We start from the raw sequence: 16,948 nt of genomic DNA, 5'->3' as shown, positions 1-16,948 counted from the left end.
CGGAACTCGCGGCGGCGATCAAGTCCTGCCGCTCGGCGTTCATCGCCATCGCGCTGTTCAGCGGCGTGCTCAACGTGCTGATGCTCGCCGGCTCGCTCTACATGCTCGAGGTCTACGATCGCGTGCTGCCGAGCCGCAGCGTGCCGACGCTCATCGGCCTCAGCTTGCTCGTCGCCATTCTTTATGCCGGCCAGGGCGTGCTCGATTTCATCCGCGGCCGCATCCTGGTGCGCATCGGCGGGGCTCTCGACGAGGCGCTTGGCGCCCGTGTCTATTCCAGCGTCCTCAAGCTGCCGCTCAAGGTCGGGCGCAACGGCGACAGCATGCAGCCGGTGCGCGACCTCGACAGCGTGCGCGCCTTCCTGTCGGGCACCGGCCCGACCGCGCTGTTCGATCTGCCGTGGCTGCCGCTCTATCTGGCCATCATCTTCATGTTCCATGTGCTTCTCGGGCTGACCGCCCTGGTCGGGGCGATCGTGCTGGTGCTGTTGACCGTCTATGCCGAGCGGCTGACGCGCAAGCCGGTCACCTCCGGCACCCAGGCCGGCATCGTCCGCAACGGCCTGACCACGACCGGCAACCGCAACGCCGAAGTCATCGCGGCTCTTGGCATGGGCGGCAGGATGGCCAGGCGATGGGAAGAGGCCAACCGTGACTATCTCGCCGAGCAGCGCAGCGTCAGCGATATCGCCGGCGGCTTCGGCGCCGTGTCCAAGGTGCTGCGCATGCTGCTGCAATCGGCCATGCTCGGCGTCGGCGCCTGGCTGGTGATCGAGCAGCAGGCGACCGCAGGCATCATCATCACCGCGTCGATCCTGAGTGGCCGCGCGTTGGCCCCCGTCGATCTGGTTATAGCCAACTGGAAGGGTTTCCTGACCGCCCGGCAGGGCTGGCAGCGCCTGACCAAGGTTCTCACCGCGGTACCCGCCGACGCCGAGCCGATGGCGATGCCGGCGCCGAGCCGCCACATTTTCATGCAGGGTGTCAGCATCGCGGCGCCCGGAACGCAGCGGCTCGTGGTGCACGACGCCAGCTTTGCGCTTGAAGCGGGACATGCCGTAGGCATCATCGGCCAGAGCGGTTCGGGCAAGTCGACGCTGGTCAGGGCGCTTGTCGGGGCCTGGCTGCCCGCCGCCGGCAGGGTCCGGCTCGACGGCGCCGATCTCGACCAGTGGTCGCCGGAGGATCGCGGCCGCTTTGTCGGTTATCTGCCGCAGGACGTCGAGCTGTTTGCCGGCACGGTCGCCGAAAACATCGCCCGTTTCGAGCCCGACGCCGATCCCGCATTGGTGATTGCCGCCGCCAAGACGGCCGGCGCGCATGATCTCATCGTCGGTTTCCGCGACGGTTACGAGACACAGATCGGCGAACTCGGCGAGGCTGTTTCGGCCGGCCAGCGCCAGCGCATCGCGCTGGCCCGCGCGCTTTATCGCGATCCGTTCCTGGTGGTGCTCGACGAACCGAATTCCAACCTCGACGCCGAAGGCGAACAGGCGCTGTTCCAGGCGATCGTTTCGGTGCGGCAGCGCGGCGGCATCGTCGCGCTCGTGGCGCATCGGCCAAGCGCGCTCGGCACGGTTGATTTCATCCTTGCCATGAATCAGGGCCGCGTTCAGGCGTTCGGCCTCAAGGACGAGGTTTTGGCCAAGCTGTTTCCACGGCCGCAACCGGCGGTAGCCGCCGTGCCGAGGCTCAGGCTCGCCACTGAAGAGCCGGCGCCGCCGCTTGGCGCGGCGGCGGCAGGCGAATGAGGGGAGGAACGATGCTCAGCCCCTCCCAGCACTCCATTCGGCGCTACATGCGTTTTGGCCTCATCGCGGTCGCGCTGCTGGTCGGCGGCGTCGGCGGGTGGGCTTCGCTGACCCGGATTTCGGGAGCGGTCATCGCGTCGGGGGTTCTCGTCGTCGATTCCCACGTCAAGGACGTGCAGCATTCGACAGGCGGCATCGTTGGCGAGATCGCCGCGCATGACGGCGACCGCGTCAAGCGCGGCGCGCTGCTTGTGCGCCTCGATCCCACCATGCCGGCGGCCAATCTCGCCGTTGTCACCAAGGCGCTTGATCAGTTGTCGGCGCGCGAGGCGCGCCTCGAAGCCGAACGCAAGGGCGCCGACACTATCGCGTTTCCGCAGGATCTTCTCAATCGCGGCAATGATCCGGTAATCGCCGAGATCATTGCCGGCGAGGAACAGGTCTTCGAGACGCGGCGGGCGGCCCGTTCCGGCCAGAAGAGCCAGTTGCAGGAGCGGGTCCTCCAATTGCAGAAGGAGATTGGTGGGGACACCGCCCAGGCGGATGCCAAATCGCAAGAAATCGCGCTCGTCGAGGAGGAACTGGCCAGCATACGCGCGCTGTGGAAAAAGCGGCTGATTTCGATCGATCGCCTGACCGCCATGGAGCGCGAGTCGGCGCGGCTCGACGGCGAGCGCGGCCAATTGACGGCCGCCCTGGCGCAGGCCCAGGGCAAGATCGCCGAGATCAATCTGCAGATCATCCAGATCGATCTCGAGCTCAGCACCGACGTCAACAAGGATTTGCGCGAGATCGACGGCAAGGTCGGCGAACTGACGGAGCGCAAGATCGCCGCCGAGGACCAGCTCAGGCGCATCGACATCCGCGCGCCGCAGGACGGTGTCGTGCAGCAGTCCATCGCCCATACGATCGGCGGCGTCATTACCCCTGGGCAGACGATCATGCAGATCGTGCCCGACAGCGACAGCCTGACTGTCGAGGCAAAGATCGCGCCGAGCGACATCGACCAGCTCTGGGTCGGCCAGCCGGCGGCGCTGCGCTTCTCGGCCTTCAACCAGCGCACCACGCCGCAAATCAACGGCACGGTCGAACGAACCTCGCCGGATACGACCACCGACCAGCGCAGCGGCATCAGCTACTACACCGTTCGCATCGCGACCACGAGCTCCGAAGTCGCGCGGCTCGGCGAGGTCAAGCTCGTCCCGGGCATGCCGGTCGAATCCTTCATCAAGACTGCAGACCGGACGGTGATCTCCTACCTCGTCAAGCCGCTGCAGGACCAGATCAGCCGCGCCTTCAGGGAATGAGCGGACGCTCGGCAACACCAACCCTTTGATCTTACCCCTACAGATCCGCCTCGGCGAAGATGCGCGAGGCCCAGTCGAGGAAGACGCGAAGGCATGGCGAGAGTTGCCTGTTCTGTGGGTAAAGCGCCGACAGCGGCGTCGGCGAAGGCGGGTAGTCGGCCAGCACTTCGACGAGCGTTCCGTCGGCGAGATCCTTCTCGAAGCGATAGCGCGGCGCCTGGATGAGGCCGAACCCAAGCCGCGCCAGATCGGCGGCGGTGTCGGAATTGTTGGCGGCGACGCGGCCCGGCAGCCGAACCTCAAGGGTCTTGCCGCCGACGGTGAATTCGAACGGAAGGGTCTCTCCGGTGCGCGACGAGACGAAGCCCACCGCCTGGTGACCGTCGAGCGCGTCGGGGGAGGCGGGTGTGCCGTGGCGTTCGAGATAGGCGGGACTGGCGCAGGTGATCTCGCGTATGACAGCAAGGCGCCGCATGATCATGCCGCTGTCGGGCGGCTCGCCGACGCGTATCACGCAATCCACCCCCTCGCGCACGAGATCGACCAGCCGGTCGCTCTGGCCGATCTGCAGGTCGATCCTGACATAGCGGGCAAGGAACTCCGGCAGGCGCGGCAACAGGAATGTGCGGGTGAGCAGTGTGCTGGCGTCGATGCGCAGCAGCCCGAAGGGCTCGGCATTGCGGAAGGCGGCCTCGGCATCCTCGATCTCGGCCAGGATCGACAGGCAGCGTCGATAGTAGGCCTCGCCATCCTGCGTGGCGTTCACCTGCCGCGTCGTTCGCTCCAGCAGGCGTGCGCCGAGATGCTCTTCCAGCCGCCTGATCGCTTCCGTCGCGGTTGAACGCGGCAGGCCGAGATCGGCCGCGGCAGCGGTGAAGCTGCGCCTCTCCAGAACGCGAATGAAGAGCCGCATCGTGTCCAGCCGATCCATGGGCTTTTGTTCGCAGTTTCCGAATAGTGATGTCAATAGGCGGGCGATTATCCGGAAGTTGGCGTGGCCTATGTCTGTGTCACCAACAACGCGGAGACACTTCCATGGCATCTGATCAACCCAGAACGGCGATCGTGACGGGCGGCTCCAAGGGCATCGGTGCCGCGATCGCACAGCGGCTCGCCCGCGACGGCATCGCCGTCGTCATCAACTATTCACGGGGCCGCGCGGAGGCTGAAGAGCTTGTCCGCACCATCAAGGCTGGCGACGGCAAGGCGATCGCCGTTCAGGCCGATATCGCCGATCCGAACGGCATCGCAGCGCTGTTCGACGCCGGCGAGAAGGCGTTCGGCGGCATCGACATCCTCGTCAACAATGCCGGCATCATGAAGACGTCGCCGATCGCGCAGACCGACGATGCTTCGTTCGACACGCAGATCGCGATCAATCTCGGCGGCGTGTTCCGCGGCATGCGGGAAGGTGCGCGCCGGCTTCGCGACGGCGGCGGCATCGTCAATTTCTCAAGCAGCGTCGTCGGCTTCTCAAGCAGCGTCGTCGGCCTCTACCAGCCGGGCTACGGCGTCTACGCGGCCACCAAGGCGGGCGTCGAGGCGATGACTCACATCCTGGCCAAGGAACTTGGCGCGCGTCGTGTCACGGTCAACGCGGTGGCGCCCGGACCGATCGAAACCGCCCTGTTCACGGACGGCAAGAGCAAGGCGCAGATAGAGGCCATCGGCAAGACGATCCCGCTCGGCCGGCTTGGCCAGCCCGACGACATTGCCGGGCTGGTCTCATTCCTGGCCGGGCCGGACAGCGGCTGGGTCAACGGGCAAATCATCCGCGCCAATGGCGGCGTGGTCTGAGGCGGCAATCTCTATCCAACAGCTTGAATTCACCCTCGAAAGACCAAGGAAAACGATCATGCCATTCGCCAACTTCAAGATGCCGCAAGCGGCCCTGTCCAAGGCGCAGAAGGAAGACCTCATCCATCGAACCACCCAGATGTTCGTCGACATTTTCGGCGATGGCGTTCGCCCCTACACGATGGTGCTGGTGGAGGAGGTCGCCGACGGCGGCTATGGCCGGGCCGACGAAGTGTTCACCGTGCCGGACGCCTATCGCGTCAAGGAGTAGCGCGGGGGCAAGCGACGGCTTCAATTCTCGCAAAACGGGGACGAGGAACCAGATTCTTCAAGATCTGCGCCAGCACCCCCACCCGGACCTTCGGTCCCCACCTCCCCATAAGGGGGAGGTGGGGAGCCCAGCTTTTCCGCATCGTCGTAAGGCCTGACCCACTGGCGTATACGCGCTTCCTCACCCTCCCCCTTGTGGGGAGGGTCGCTGCGAAGCAGCGGGGTGGGGGTCAGCGCGGCGCTGCTTGGGTCTCGCAGGCGCAAGCCTTGCCTCAATCGCTCTTGGTCATCCCAATCCAGTCGGCCGCCACTTCGGCGAACAGCCAGTCGCGAAACGCCCTGATCTTCTTCTGGCGCAGCGCGACATCGGGATAAACGACGTAATAGCGTGAGGCGGATCTCAGCGCCAGGTCGAAAGGTCGGACCAGCCGCCCCGCCGCCAGATCGGCCGAGACCAGGGCGCTTCGGCCGAGCAGCACGCCTTCGCCCAGCACCGCGGCCTCGACGGCGAAGGTGGCGGAATCGAAGCGCACGCCACGCTTGGGGTCGACATCGCCGACGCCTGCGTGTTCGAGCCATGTCGCCCAGTCGATGCGAAAAGCGTCATGAATCAATTTGTGATGCCTGAGATCCCCGGGCAGGCGCAGCGGATGTTCGCCTTGCAGCAGTTCGGGGCTGCAGACCGGGAAGACCTCTTCATCAGCGAGGAATTCTTCGGTCACTCCGGTATAGCCGCCCTTGCCATAGCGGATGGCGATGTCGATGCCGTCGCTGACGAAATCGGAAAGCAAGCCAGACGTGGAGAGCCGCACGTCGATGTCGGCATTGGCGCGGTGGAAGCGATGCAGCCTCGGCACCAGCCAGCGGCCCGCAAAACCGTCCGATGTGCTGACATTCAGGACGCCCGCGGTACGGTCGGGCGTGGCGGCGATGGTGGCGGCGGCGATCTGGTCCAGCGCTTTGCGGACTTCCGATGCGTAGGCCGCGCCGACGGGGGTCAGGCGCACGGATCGCGTCCCGCGATCGAAAAGGTGGATGCCCAGCCGGTCCTCGATGTTGCGGACGGCGCGGCTGACCGCGCCGTGGGTGACTTTGAGCTCGCCCGCCGCCTTCGAGAAACTCAGATGCCTCGCGGCGGCCTCGAAGGCTGGCAAGGCGGTGAGGGGCGGCAGTCTGCGCGGCATGATCCACCTGTGAGCGTTGCTCACAAATCCTGCACAAAGAGTCGTTTGTCGTCCAGCCCGGAAATGTCCAATCTATAGGCGTAGCAGCGCATCCAGATCGGGTTTTCCATCTCGCCGCTGCGCTGAACGACCAGAAACAATGTGAGCGATCGTCATGCTCGTCCCCCGCGGACGGCGCCGGCACGCTTGCGCCCAGGCAAACACAGGAGACGGACAATGAACCCGACCTTCAACTCCATCAGCGCCGCGATGAGCGGTCTTGCCATCAGAATCTCGGCGGCCGTCGAGCGCCGCGGTTCGCTGCGCCGGGTGGCGCGCTTCTCGGACCATCGCCTGCACGATATCGGCTTCGAACGCGACTGGAATGGTTCCATCCTGCGCAATGGGAGGGCGATATGACCAGCACCCTTATCATCGGCGCGACGGGGCCGCTCGGCAGCGAGATGGCGAAGGCCAGTGCGCGCAATGGCGATCGCCTGCACGTTCTGGTTCGTCCGGCAACAGCCGGCAATGAAGAGCGGATGCGCCCGTTCAAGGCATTGGGTGCCACGGTCCATGTCGGCGATCTTGACGACCACGGCAGCCTTGTCCGGGCCGCCGGCAAGGTGGATCGCGTCATCTCCTCGGTGCATGTCAGCTCGGCCAGCGAGATGACGCTGGTGCGCGCGCTCCGGGAAGCAGGCGTCTCCCGCTATGTGCCTTCCGCCGGCTTCGGCCTCGACTTTGCCGCCGCCGCCCCGGGTTCGATCCCGCCACTGGACATCAAGCGAGACGTCTTTTCGGCAATCAAAGAAGCGGATCTGCCCTATACGGTTATCTACACCAACGGCTTCTTTTCAACCTGGGTGGCGACGCTGGGCGACCTCACTCGCTTCGGCTCGTCGCCCCTGCCTCCCGAAGAGCTGACGCTTTACGGCAACGGCAATGTGCCGGCGACATTCGTCAGCGAGAAGGACATTGCCGCCGTCACCTTGCGCGCGTTGAATGACCCCGGTGCCATCCGCAGCGAAATCCGGATCGCCCAGAACAAGATCACCCAGAACGAGATGATCGATCTGTGGCGCCGCGTGAGCGGACGATCGCCGCGCATCTTGCGGCAGAGCGCCGACGAACTGGAGGCGATGATCGCGGTAGCTCCCGGCCTCGGCTTGCTGCGGGCGTTCTGGATACGCGGCGAGACCGCGCTTGAAACGGCCACGCCGGAAGCCGGGGCGCTCTATCCGGAGCTGACTTTCGAGACGATCGAGAGCGCGTATGTGGCGATGGCGGGCGCAAAGGGCCAACAGCGGCAGGGCTGAGCAGGCTCGGCGCCGACGCGCCGGGAAGTGGCCTACTTGCCGGCCATGTGATCGGCAAGCTCCTGTGCCTGGGCGAGAAGTGCGGGGAAGACCGGCTCGCTCGGCAGGTGCTCGCCCAGGCAGGCGCGATAGTCGGCGTCCCCCTTTTCCCAGGCGACATTGGCGGCATCGTACGCCGTTTCGTCCTTGAGGTCCGAGGCCTGGTAAGCCTCCTGGAATTTCTGGGCGGCGGCGTCCGCCGACGTCCACACGGCGTCGCAGGCCGCGATCTTGGGTATAGGCGCTGCCGCGGGCGCCGAGGCGATCATGACGCTATTGCCCTTGACGAGCGTGACGATGACCTGCTGGTCGGGGTTCGGTCCTATGTCCTGCGCCCAGCCGCCGAGCCGCGCGAACGCGATGTCTGCGCCTTCTGGCTTCTTCAGGGACAAGTCGAGAGTCCCCGTGAACGCAGCGTCGCTGTTGATCGCCTGGGTGTAGAAAGCATCGAGCTTCAGCGCCGCATCGATGCTGGCGGGCAGTCTGAAGCTTTCGTCCAACTCGGCCGCCCTGGACTGGAGCCAGCGCTCGAGCAGCCCCCGCGTCGTTGCCACGAGGCTCGGGCCGTCATCGCTTTTGGCGTATCGCAAACCATCGAGCATGCCGAATCCGATATCGGCATCGCTCAGGCTTCCGAGATTGATCGTGCCGTTTGCCGGGAAATCGGCAACCGCCAAGGGGCCGAGGATGGTGGACAGACGCCCTTCGAGATCGGCCAACGCCTTCGTTCCGGCGGCATCGAGCGTTTCAACGGATTCGTTCGCGCTTGCCAGTGCCGCGATGGTGGAAATCGCCTTGTCACGTGCGGCGATATAGTCGTCCTCCGGCGAGGCCGCGAGAACCGTGCCGGTTGCGAGCGCAAAGATGATAGTCCAGACCAGCCGCATGACATAACCCCCCATAGGCGATCCACAGGCCGGGAGCCATCGAGCAGCTTTGCGGCAATTGCGCGGCAGCGACCGTCGAAGCCAAATATCCTGGTCCATCGGGGATGCAATCGGCCCATTAACCATCGATTAACTATCCGGTCGCCTTTGAATCAAATTTGGCGGATACTGTTTTTGGGCCGAACGAGGCTGCCCGAGGGACCTGGAAAGACAGCAACTATCAGCGTGGCGTGCCGCTTTCGGCCGCGCGGTGTACTCAAAAAAGAAGCGACGGACCACCGTCGCCTTGCGGGGAGGCGTCAGCATCATTTTTGATGAGGAGCGCCAGAATGAAGATCGAAGACGCAGTGATGGCGGTGACAGCCGAGGCCAACGCGCTGCTATCTTGCCTCGGCCAGCCCGTTGTCGCCTACCACGTCACGGCAATCATGCGAGAGGCAGACCTGGAACACGCCAGGCAGATGCAGCTTGTCTTGATGCGGCGAAGCATCGAGGCGCTCGTCGATGACGGCCTCGAGACTATGGCCGCCGAACATTTTGTTTCACAGTTCCATGGTCGCGTTGGTTTGACCTGGAGGCTGCTCCACGCTTCGGATGGCGTGGCGCATTGAAGGGATGGCTTGAGGACCGATCAGGATGGTGGCACCTCCCTTGTCGGCCGAATATGCTGGAACAAGAGACTGCCGTGCCCGCGCCGTCAAGATTTTGGTGCTCGACCGATCCAGAGCCACCCGTGCCCCTGCAGCGCCGGTGTTGTTTGGCCCATGGCAGTCCTCCTCCCGAGGCGTCGCATCTCCCCTCGCGGCGCTGTCGCCTGTGAGCTTGCCTGAAATTGCAGGCGTGATCGATGCAGCGAAAGTTGGGGATGGGTAGGTTGGCGCTTGAACACCCCCCTCTGCCCTGCCGGGCATCTCCCCCGCAAGGAGGGAGATCGGCGCTTCAATCACGGCGCTTGTCTTGCGACGTTGACGGTTGGCGAAAGTGATGGCGACATCCAATCTCCCCCCTTGCGGGGGAGATGTCCGGCAGGACAGAGGGGGGTGTGAAGGATCGCGGCCGCAGCAAATGGGGCTGTTGACCTCACCAGCCATCCGCCCGATAGGTCCGCCCCAAGCATACCACCCGAGAAACCCGATGACCTCAGACACCAAACTCCACCCCGCACCCGCCGTCGCCCCCGACGCTGCCTGGCAGGCAGAAATCCGCGCCGGTGTTCGCCACGTCCGCGATCTCGCCTCCCTGCCGCTGTCGCCAGCCGAGCGTGCGGCTGCTCAAGCGGCTGCGGCAAATCACAAGGTGCGCGTTCCCAAAGCCTATCTCGACCTGATCGACTGGAACGACCCCGCCGATCCGATCCGGGCGCAGGTCATTCCGTCGCCTGATGAACTGGAGGAAGCGGAAGGCGAGCTCGACGATCCGATCGCCGACCATGAGTTCAGCCCGGTGCCGCGGCTGACGCATCGCCATGCCGACCGGGTGCTGCTGTTCCCGACCTATCAATGCGCGGTCTATTGCCGGTTCTGCTTCCGTAAGGAGTCGCTGACCGCGATCGGCCGCGGCTATACGCGCGAGGCGCTGGAGCCGGCGCTGGGCTATATCGCCGATCACCCCGAAATCCGTGAGGTGATCCTGACCGGCGGCGATCCCCTGTCTTTGCCCGACAAGGCCCTGGCCGAAATCTTCGCGCGCATCGAGGCGATCCCGCATGTGCGGCTCTTGCGCATCCACACGCGCGTGCCGGTGGCGCTGCCCGCGCGCATCACGCCGGGGCTGGTCGCGGCCTTGCAAGGACGGCTCATGGTCACAATCGTCACCCATTTCAATCACGCGCGGGAGATCACGCCCGCGACCGAGACGGCCTGCCGGACGATGCGGCAAGCCGGTTTCGTGTTGCTCAACCAGAGCGTTCTGCTCAAGGGCGTCAACGACAGCGTCGAGGTGCTGGAGGAACTCTGCCGTGAGCTGATGTACCGCCTTGGCGTCAAACCCTACTACCTCCACCATGGCGACCTCGCGCGCGGCATGGCGCATCGGCGCACGACGATCGAGCAGGGACAGGCGCTGGCCGCGGCATTGCGCGCCCGGCTGTCGGGCATCTGCAACCCCGTCTACGTGCTCGACCTGCCGGAAGGTGGCGGCAAGGTGCCGGTCGGGCCTTGTTATGTCGAGGGACGGGACGGGGAGAACTGGCGGTTGCGTGGGCTCGATGGCGAGGTGAGGGGGTATACGGAGATCGTTGGCGAATAGGGCTGCGCTCTAACGCGCCTCGACAAACGCCAGCACGACCACACGCGGGGCATCGCAGTATGCGAGGCGGACCTTGCGGCCTGTCTTCGTCTTCGCCTGGCCCGAGTTCAGGTCGACGGTGATATCCTCATAGCCTAGCACCTCGCGATCGAGCGGATAGACGGCCTTGTAGACCGCTTCCTTGGCTGCGAAGAGGATGCGACCGGCAAGATGCCGGTCGGCTGCGTCTGTCCTATCAGCAGGGATTGCAACAAGTGCGAAGATGTCGTCCGGGAGCGGTTGCGCGGGCTCGACGTCGATACCCAGCGAGCTGATATGGCCGATGGGTGCAACCGCCGCCACTGCCATGTCATCGTCATGGGCCAGCGAGCCGGTGATCCCGTCGGGCCAGACCGGCGCGCCGACGGGCGCGCGCGGGATGGCGACGCCGTTGGCGCCAAGCTCCGTCAGCAGTCCATGCGCAATCCAGCGCGCCGCGCCGCTGGCCCGCCGCATGGCTGGCTGGCGCGCCGGGATAGAGCGCGCCTCTTCAGGCAGCAGATGGCCCTCGTCGCCGTCGCGTATCACTCGGCATCCGACCCGGACGCCGGTGGGCGCAATGGCGATCATTGCCCGCAGCAGGGATGTCTGCGCCGGCGCGATTTCAGGGGAGCACGTCACGATCGTCCGTCTGTGCCCGACAGGACCAGATCGGCGATCATTTCGCCGTCCTCGTCGAGCCCTTCTTCTACGAAGCCGGCGGCGCGATAAAGGTTTCGTGCAGCTTCATTTTCCGGTTCGTAGCAGATTGAGACGTGGCTGATGTGGCCGAGCCCAATGATTTCGTCCAGCACTTCGCGCAACGCGGCCTTGCCATAGCCTCTGCCCTGAGAGGCGCGGTCGATCATGAAGCGGTAGATGCGCGCCTCGTCGTCATTCCGCGGTGCATCGTACATGAGGAAACCGACGACACGATCGCCGGCCATTATGACGCGTGGCCGCGCGTCTTCGTCCGTTTCGGCTTCGTCGAGCGACTCCGCGTTGCTGGCGACGAAATCCATCTGCTCCGGAGCGAGCTCCAGGGCCGCGACCAGGGCCCGGTTGGCCCCGGTCACGGCAACGAGACGGATGTCTGCGCTCTTCAAGTCGATACCGTTCTTCAGGTCGATGTCCGGGAGCCATCGTCGGTGACCGGTTCCACGAACCGGTACAGCTTGGCCGGGTTGCCCCGCCATATGGAATTGGGCTCCAGCTCTTCGCCCTTCATCACGAAGGAATCGACATCGACCACCGATCCTTCGCCCATCACAACGCCATAGTGGACAAAAGCGGAAGGACCGAGCGTGCAGCCCTTGCCGATGCGGATGAAGTCGGACTTGAACGCGCCTTCTTCCAGCGAATGGGCCTGGATGACGCAGCCCTCGTTGAGCGTGACGTCGTCGCCGATCTCCACCAGCGAGCGTTCGGTCAAATTGCTGCCGCCGTCATAGACACGGCTGCCGACCTTGACGCCCAGCAGGCGCAGGATGACCGGCCGGAACGGCGTGCCGGCGAACAGGCGCACGATCGGCGAATCCGCGAGCTTCCAGTGGCGTTCGTGGCGCCAGAACGCGACGTCGTAGATCGTCGTCATCTGCGGCTTCAGCCTGCCAAAACCAAGGCTTGCCCGCTCGACCAGGATGTAGAACGGAATGGTGATCGCCGAGGTCAAAAGCACGGCGGCGAAGAGCGCGACCTCCGCCCATTCAGTGTAGTAGTTCAGGGCTCGATCCCAGATCGCCAGCGTGGCGAACAGCATGACCCACTGCGTTGCCACGAATAGAAGGATCGTCACCAGATTGTGGCGGTTCTTCAGCGGGATGCGCTGGCGCCGGTCGGCCTCGTCGACGCCGGCGATGAGTTCCTTGTCGCGGTTCACCATGCGCGGGATCTCAAACGCAGGCGAGCCCAAGAGCCCGACATTCTCACGCAGCGGCCCGTCGATGGGGATCATCACCTTGGTGCCGAGCAGCACATTGTCGCCCGTGCGTCCGTCCGGCGGGTAGTAGATGTTGTTGCCGAGGTAGTTGCGTTCGCCGATCCGCGTCTGCTCGAGCCGGAAAGCCGAGGCGGACTTGTGCATGTTGATCATGAACAGCCCGTCCGACACCATGGTCTCGGTGCCGATCTCGCACAGAAGCGGGTTTTCGTGCTGCTGGTTGCTGCCGAAGTTGGAGCCGGTCTGCACCACCTTGTTGAGGTTCCAGCCGATGGCCCTGATATAGTGCACGATTGCCGAACTGTCGCCAAACAGCAGGCCGAGCACGCGGGAATTGCTCGAGAATTCGGCGACGGTCTGCAGCCAGTAGCGGAAGCCGTAAAGCGTGTAGGTGCGGCCTGGCTTCAGGATCAGGTTTGTCAGGCGCGGCACCAGCGTCGCCGCCAGAAAGGCCACGGCGATGTAGCCGAACAGCGTGACCGTGGTGCCGATCGCGACGATGCCGATCGTCTCCTGATAGTCGTCGCCGACATTTTCCCAGTAGCTGTGGAACAGCAGCGGCAAAGGGGTGACGATGGCAAACAGGCCGATCAGCTGAACCGCTTCGAAGAGGAAGCGCCGGATGTTGGAAGGATCGACATTGCGCACCTTGCAATAGTCCGCCGTGGTCGGCACGGCCGGCGATCCATGCCAGCGTTCGCCGTCCGGTATGCTCTGCCCGCGGTGCAGCGAGGACGAATGGCCGAGCTGGGCGCCGTCGCCGATCCTGGTGTCGATGTCGAGCGTGGAGCCGACGCCGACGAAAGCATCGCGACCGATGGTCAGCGGCCCGGTATGGATATAGCCGGACTGGGCTCGATAGCCGAGGACCATGGATTCCTTGCGCAGGATGGTGTTGGCGCCGATGGAAATGAGATCGGTGCAGACGGGCACCGATTTCGATTCGATGACGGCGTTTTTCCCGAGTTTGGTGCCGAGAAGCTGCAGATAGAAGCTGTAGAGCGGGCTGCCCCGGAACAGCACGACGGGCGCGGTGCGGATCAATGTCTTGACGACCCAGAAGCGGAAGTAGCGCACGCCCCAGATGGGAAACGCCTCGGCCTTCCAACGGCCGATGAGCACCCATTTGGCTATGACGGCAAAGCCCGACATGCCGAAGAACACACCGGCCGAGAGCGCGACGCAGCGCAGGTACAGCTGCAGCGGATCGTCGAGCGCCTCATACATCCAGTTGAGGCCGTCATTGATCGCCCACAGGGCAACATAGCTGTAGAGCCCGTAGAACAGCAGCTGTGCGGCGCCGCAGGTCCAGTAGGCAAAATTCGATGCCCGGCGGGTGAGGACCGGCTCATTGGTGGCCGTGGTCATTTCCTCCGCAACGCGGAGATGCCGCGCCAGGCGCGCCACGGTCGGATAGAGATAGATGTCGCGCATCGAGGCCGTCGCCCATTCCTTCCTGGTGCGCACCCGCGCGCAGAAATGGGCCATCAGCAGGGAGTTGGCGCCAAGATCGTCGAAGAAATTGTCCTCGACGGACACCTCGTCGAATTTCAGCACGGTCGCCAGCGCCTCGGCCAGAAAACGCTCGTCATCATTGCCAGGCGCCACCATCGCCCGATCGGCCGAAAGCCGGATGCTTGTCGGTTTTGGCAGCTGGCGCAGGTCCACCTTGTTGGAGACCGTCATCGGGATGGCAGGCAGTTCCTCAAGGTAGGAGGGCACCATGTAATCCGGCAGCCGCCGCTTCATCGTCTGGGCGAGATCCGAGCGGGAAATCGCCGCTACGCCGGCCTTTGGCGCGTAATAGGCGACGAGTTCGACGCGGCCGGGCTCGATCTCCCAGGTGGTGACGGCGGCCTGCGCGATCTCGGGCTGGTCGAGCAGCACCGCCTCGATCTCGCCAAGCTCGATGCGGTAGCCACGGATCTTCACCTGGGTGTCGATGCGCCCGGCATATTCGATTTCGCCGCTATCGTTGATCCGGCCAAGATCGCCCGTCCGGTAGATGCGCTTCGACGGGTTGTTCGGCAGGCCGACGAAATCGGCGATGAATTTTTGTTCGGTAAGGTCCGGCCTGTTGAGATAGCCGACCGCGAGCCCGATGCCGGCGATCCCGATCTCGCCCAGTTCGCCGGGCTCGGCGAGCTGCGGCAGCGAAGCGTCAAGAATGACGATCGAATAGGTCGGCAGCGGCGCGCCTATGGTGACGGGGCTGTCCGGCGTCAGCGCACCCATGGTTGCGGTGACGGTCGCCTCGGTGGGGCCATAGGTGTTGAGGATCTGCCGTCCCGGCTTCGACCAGCGCACCACCAGATTGTGCGGGCAGGCCTCGCCGCCGACCAGCAGCGTGCGCAGGCTGGGCACGTCCGATGTCATCGACGACAGAAGCGTCGGGCTGCAGGCCATGCAGGTGATGTCGTGGTGGCGCAGGAAATCGGCCAGTTCCTCGCCCACCAGGGGCATCTGGCCCGGTGCCGGCACGACTGTCGCGCCGGCGACGAACGGCACCCAGATCTCTTCGGAGGAAAAGTCGAAGGCGATGGTCATGCCCTGATAGATGCGATCGCCCGGCCGGTAGCCGTAGGAAGCGGCGGCGACCCGGATGAAATTGACGAAGCTCTGGTGCTTGATAACGACGCCCTTGGGCCGGCCTGTCGTGCCGGACGTGTAGAGGATGTAGCAGGTGTCGTCCGAGGTCTTGGCATGCGGCTTCAGCGGCGCGTCGGACTGTTTGGAGATTTCGGCAGCCGCGCTGTCGATCAGCAGATGCGGGACCGGCAGTTGGCCGGCGCGCGAGGCATAGGCGGCGATGGTGACGATCAGGCTCACGCCGGCGTCTTCGATGATGAGCGTCATGCGCTCTTCGGGAAATGCCGTGGCCAGCGGCACGAAGGCGGCACCCGCCTTCACCACCGCGAGAAGTGCGACATAGGTCTCCGCCGAGCGGTCAAGGATGAGCCCGACCCGGTCGCCCGGCCGTACGCCGCGTTTGACCAGCAGGCGGGCGAACTGGTTGGCCCGCCTGTCCAGTTCCTGATAGGTCCAGGCCCGCCCGTCGGAAATCACCGCCGGCAAGGCGGCGAATGTCTGCGCGAGCTGTTCAAAGACCGTGTCGAGCCGCTCACCGGGCAGGCCCTGCCGGTCAAAGTCGGCGCCCGTCAGGATCTGCCCGTGCGTGACCGTTGCTGGGGTTGTTTTTGCGAGTGCATCGACGCTTGCCAGTTCAGCTTCGGGCGGGCTGCCCGGTCTTGCCGCGTCCAGTCCGGCGATATCGGCACCGTAATCCATGTCCATGCTTTCTCGTCCTGGTCGGCAAACGCCCGGCGCGGCCATTTTCCGGCCGCCGCGGCAGGCTTATGCCATCCGATTTTTTCGCCAGTTTTTCCGAACTGTTGAAATTTGTTTCTGGAGTGTGTCTGCGCTTGCTGGGGACTATCGGCCGCTGCGCGATCTTGTCCGTCGGGCGCCGGCGTCGCCCGAGCGTTTTTCTGGAACCAGCCTTGAGGCGCTGCATTTTATTAGCAGCGGCTCAAGGAGCGTGACGTGAAAGCGGTGTTGGGACTGGTCTGCGGTTTCGTGTTGACGCTTGCGGTCTTCGGCAGCGGGCTGGGGTTCGCAGCCTGGCTGCTAGCCGCGAAGTCGCCGCGCCAGGCATCGGCCACCGTCAGCGTGGCGGAACTGTGGACCAAAAAAGCGCGGCCGGTGAACAAGGCGGACCAGAGCCTCGAGCGTCTGCCGGCCGAACAGTCCGCGCCGGCCGACATCCCCGCCAAGCCGCAGCCGCAGGAAGCAAAACCCGATCCGACCATGACTGGCGCCGTCGCGCCCGTCGCGCCCGACGCGGCCGAACTGTCGCCTCCGCATCTCGCCTGGTGCGCCAGCCGCTACCGTTCCTACCGGGCCGACGACAACAGCTACATGTCCTATAGCGGACAGCAACGCCCCTGCATCTCGCCCTATCTCGTCGTGGCCGATCGCACCGCCCAGCCAGGCGAGGGCTATGGCGGCGAAAACGGCACAGGATTGGGCGTCTACGCAACCGATGACGGCGGCGCCGAGCTTTCCGCCGACCATGTCGACTATTGCTTCAGCCGCTACCGCTCCTACCGGCCGGAAGACAACAGCTACCAGCCATACTCCGGCGGACCGAGGCGGCAATGCCAGTAGGCGTGGCTAGTGGGATCGCGGGCCCGCACGCCAAAGGCCATTTC

Annotated in this window: 16 protein-coding genes; 10 read left to right on the top strand and 6 right to left on the bottom strand. The window is 64.8% G+C overall.

Annotated features, from left to right (window positions below; genetic code table 11):
• Window positions 1-17 precede the first annotated feature (17 nt).
• A complete protein-coding gene (locus tag NKJ89_RS10530; RefSeq protein ID WP_352602216.1) occupies window positions 18-1,751 on the top strand; it encodes a type I secretion system permease/ATPase in 1,734 nt (577 codons plus the stop codon).
• Window positions 1,752-1,762: 11 nt separating this feature from the next.
• Complete coding sequence (locus NKJ89_RS10525; RefSeq protein ID WP_050589545.1) at window positions 1,763-3,058, top strand: HlyD family type I secretion periplasmic adaptor subunit; 1,296 nt, start codon at window positions 1,763-1,765, stop codon at window positions 3,056-3,058.
• Between the two features lie 37 nt (window positions 3,059-3,095).
• Here NKJ89_RS10525 and NKJ89_RS10520 read toward each other — a convergent pair whose 3' ends face one another.
• Window positions 3,096-3,989 (bottom strand): LysR family transcriptional regulator, encoded by an 894-nt coding sequence (locus NKJ89_RS10520; protein WP_352602172.1) that lies wholly within the window; start codon window positions 3,987-3,989, stop codon window positions 3,096-3,098.
• 104 nt (window positions 3,990-4,093) lie between these two features.
• On the opposite strand from NKJ89_RS10520, the gene NKJ89_RS10515 reads away from it, so the two are divergent.
• Together NKJ89_RS10515 and NKJ89_RS10510 are read left to right on the top strand one after the other, a co-directional pair.
• Complete coding sequence (locus tag NKJ89_RS10515; RefSeq protein ID WP_352602170.1) at window positions 4,094-4,855, top strand: SDR family oxidoreductase; 762 nt, start codon at window positions 4,094-4,096, stop codon at window positions 4,853-4,855.
• A gap of 58 nt (window positions 4,856-4,913) precedes the next feature.
• Complete coding sequence (locus NKJ89_RS10510) at window positions 4,914-5,126, top strand: tautomerase family protein (RefSeq protein WP_352602168.1); 213 nt, start codon at window positions 4,914-4,916, stop codon at window positions 5,124-5,126.
• Between the two features lie 271 nt (window positions 5,127-5,397).
• On the opposite strand, the gene gcvA is transcribed toward NKJ89_RS10510, so the two are convergent.
• Window positions 5,398-6,309: a transcriptional regulator GcvA gene (gene gcvA, locus NKJ89_RS10505; RefSeq protein ID WP_352602166.1), complete on the bottom strand. Its 912-nt coding sequence runs from the start codon at window positions 6,307-6,309 to the stop codon at window positions 5,398-5,400.
• Between the two features lie 216 nt (window positions 6,310-6,525).
• Here gcvA and NKJ89_RS10500 point away from each other — a divergent pair, with 216 nt between their 5' ends.
• A complete protein-coding gene (locus tag NKJ89_RS10500) occupies window positions 6,526-6,708 on the top strand; it encodes a YjiS-like domain-containing protein (protein ID WP_352602164.1) in 183 nt (60 codons plus the stop codon).
• Window positions 6,705-7,607: an NmrA family NAD(P)-binding protein gene (locus NKJ89_RS10495; RefSeq protein ID WP_352602162.1), complete on the top strand. Its 903-nt coding sequence runs from the start codon at window positions 6,705-6,707 to the stop codon at window positions 7,605-7,607. The genes NKJ89_RS10500 and NKJ89_RS10495 overlap by 4 nt, the downstream gene beginning before the upstream one ends.
• A 32-nt stretch (window positions 7,608-7,639) precedes the next feature.
• Here the strand turns inward: NKJ89_RS10495 and NKJ89_RS10490 are convergent, their stop codons facing one another.
• Window positions 7,640-8,548 carry a hypothetical protein gene (locus NKJ89_RS10490; protein ID WP_352602160.1) on the bottom strand — a complete coding sequence of 303 codons (909 nt, stop codon included), beginning with the start codon at window positions 8,546-8,548 and terminating at the stop codon, window positions 7,640-7,642.
• Window positions 8,549-8,862: 314 nt separating this feature from the next.
• On the opposite strand from NKJ89_RS10490, the gene NKJ89_RS10485 reads away from it, so the two are divergent.
• Entirely contained in the window at window positions 8,863-9,144 is a 282-nt protein-coding gene (locus NKJ89_RS10485; protein WP_352602158.1) for a hypothetical protein, read from the top strand.
• Window positions 9,145-9,667: 523 nt separating this feature from the next.
• The gene (locus NKJ89_RS10480) at window positions 9,668-10,780 is read left to right on the top strand and encodes a KamA family radical SAM protein (RefSeq protein ID WP_352602156.1); all 1,113 of its coding nucleotides are present in this window, start codon (window positions 9,668-9,670) and stop codon (window positions 10,778-10,780) included.
• 9 nt (window positions 10,781-10,789) lie between these two features.
• On the opposite strand, the gene NKJ89_RS10475 is transcribed toward NKJ89_RS10480, so the two are convergent.
• Genes NKJ89_RS10475 through NKJ89_RS10465 form a run of 3 tightly spaced genes read right to left on the bottom strand, consistent with a single transcriptional unit; the run spans window position 10,790 to window position 16,031 of the window.
• Window positions 10,790-11,389, bottom strand: a complete 600-nt coding sequence (locus NKJ89_RS10475) for a 4'-phosphopantetheinyl transferase family protein (protein ID WP_352602214.1) — start codon at window positions 11,387-11,389, stop codon at window positions 10,790-10,792.
• A gap of 47 nt (window positions 11,390-11,436) precedes the next feature.
• Window positions 11,437-11,904 carry a GNAT family N-acetyltransferase gene (locus NKJ89_RS10470; RefSeq protein ID WP_352602154.1) on the bottom strand — a complete coding sequence of 156 codons (468 nt, stop codon included), beginning with the start codon at window positions 11,902-11,904 and terminating at the stop codon, window positions 11,437-11,439.
• 14 nt (window positions 11,905-11,918) lie between these two features.
• Window positions 11,919-16,031: a Pls/PosA family non-ribosomal peptide synthetase gene (locus NKJ89_RS10465; protein ID WP_352602152.1), complete on the bottom strand. Its 4,113-nt coding sequence runs from the start codon at window positions 16,029-16,031 to the stop codon at window positions 11,919-11,921.
• Here NKJ89_RS10465 and NKJ89_RS10460 point away from each other — a divergent pair.
• On the top strand, window positions 16,024-16,284 hold the full coding sequence (locus NKJ89_RS10460; RefSeq protein ID WP_352602150.1) for a hypothetical protein: 261 nt from the start codon (window positions 16,024-16,026) through the stop codon (window positions 16,282-16,284). The two genes, NKJ89_RS10465 and NKJ89_RS10460, sit on opposite strands and share 8 nt — an antisense overlap.
• Window positions 16,281-16,904 (top strand): BA14K family protein, encoded by a 624-nt coding sequence (locus tag NKJ89_RS10455; protein ID WP_352602148.1) that lies wholly within the window; start codon window positions 16,281-16,283, stop codon window positions 16,902-16,904. Before NKJ89_RS10460 ends, NKJ89_RS10455 begins: the two co-directional genes overlap by 4 nt.
• Window positions 16,905-16,948 lie beyond the last annotated feature (44 nt).

Source organism: Mesorhizobium sp. M0047, from assembly GCF_040323315.1.
GTDB lineage: Bacteria > Pseudomonadota > Alphaproteobacteria > Rhizobiales > Rhizobiaceae > Mesorhizobium.
This window is presented reverse-complemented; position numbering and strand designations above follow the sequence as displayed.

Coding starts and splice junctions, on each gene's coding strand:
- NKJ89_RS10525 (WP_050589545.1), top strand. CDS start 1,763: ATGCTCAGCCCCTCCCAGCACTCCATTCGGCGCTACATGCGTTTTGGC.
- NKJ89_RS10520 (WP_352602172.1), bottom strand. CDS start 3,989: ATGGATCGGCTGGACACGATGCGGCTCTTCATTCGCGTTCTGGAGAGG.
- NKJ89_RS10515 (WP_352602170.1), top strand. CDS start 4,094: ATGGCATCTGATCAACCCAGAACGGCGATCGTGACGGGCGGCTCCAAG.
- NKJ89_RS10510 (WP_352602168.1), top strand. CDS start 4,914: ATGCCATTCGCCAACTTCAAGATGCCGCAAGCGGCCCTGTCCAAGGCG.
- gcvA (WP_352602166.1), bottom strand. CDS start 6,309: ATGCCGCGCAGACTGCCGCCCCTCACCGCCTTGCCAGCCTTCGAGGCC.
- NKJ89_RS10500 (WP_352602164.1), top strand. CDS start 6,526: ATGAACCCGACCTTCAACTCCATCAGCGCCGCGATGAGCGGTCTTGCC.
- NKJ89_RS10495 (WP_352602162.1), top strand. CDS start 6,705: ATGACCAGCACCCTTATCATCGGCGCGACGGGGCCGCTCGGCAGCGAG.
- NKJ89_RS10490 (WP_352602160.1), bottom strand. CDS start 8,548: ATGGGGGGTTATGTCATGCGGCTGGTCTGGACTATCATCTTTGCGCTC.
- NKJ89_RS10485 (WP_352602158.1), top strand. CDS start 8,863: ATGAAGATCGAAGACGCAGTGATGGCGGTGACAGCCGAGGCCAACGCG.
- NKJ89_RS10480 (WP_352602156.1), top strand. CDS start 9,668: ATGACCTCAGACACCAAACTCCACCCCGCACCCGCCGTCGCCCCCGAC.
- NKJ89_RS10475 (WP_352602214.1), bottom strand. CDS start 11,389: ATGATCGCCATTGCGCCCACCGGCGTCCGGGTCGGATGCCGAGTGATA.
- NKJ89_RS10460 (WP_352602150.1), top strand. CDS start 16,024: ATGTCCATGCTTTCTCGTCCTGGTCGGCAAACGCCCGGCGCGGCCATT.
- NKJ89_RS10465 (WP_352602152.1), bottom strand. CDS start 16,031: ATGGACATGGATTACGGTGCCGATATCGCCGGACTGGACGCGGCAAGA.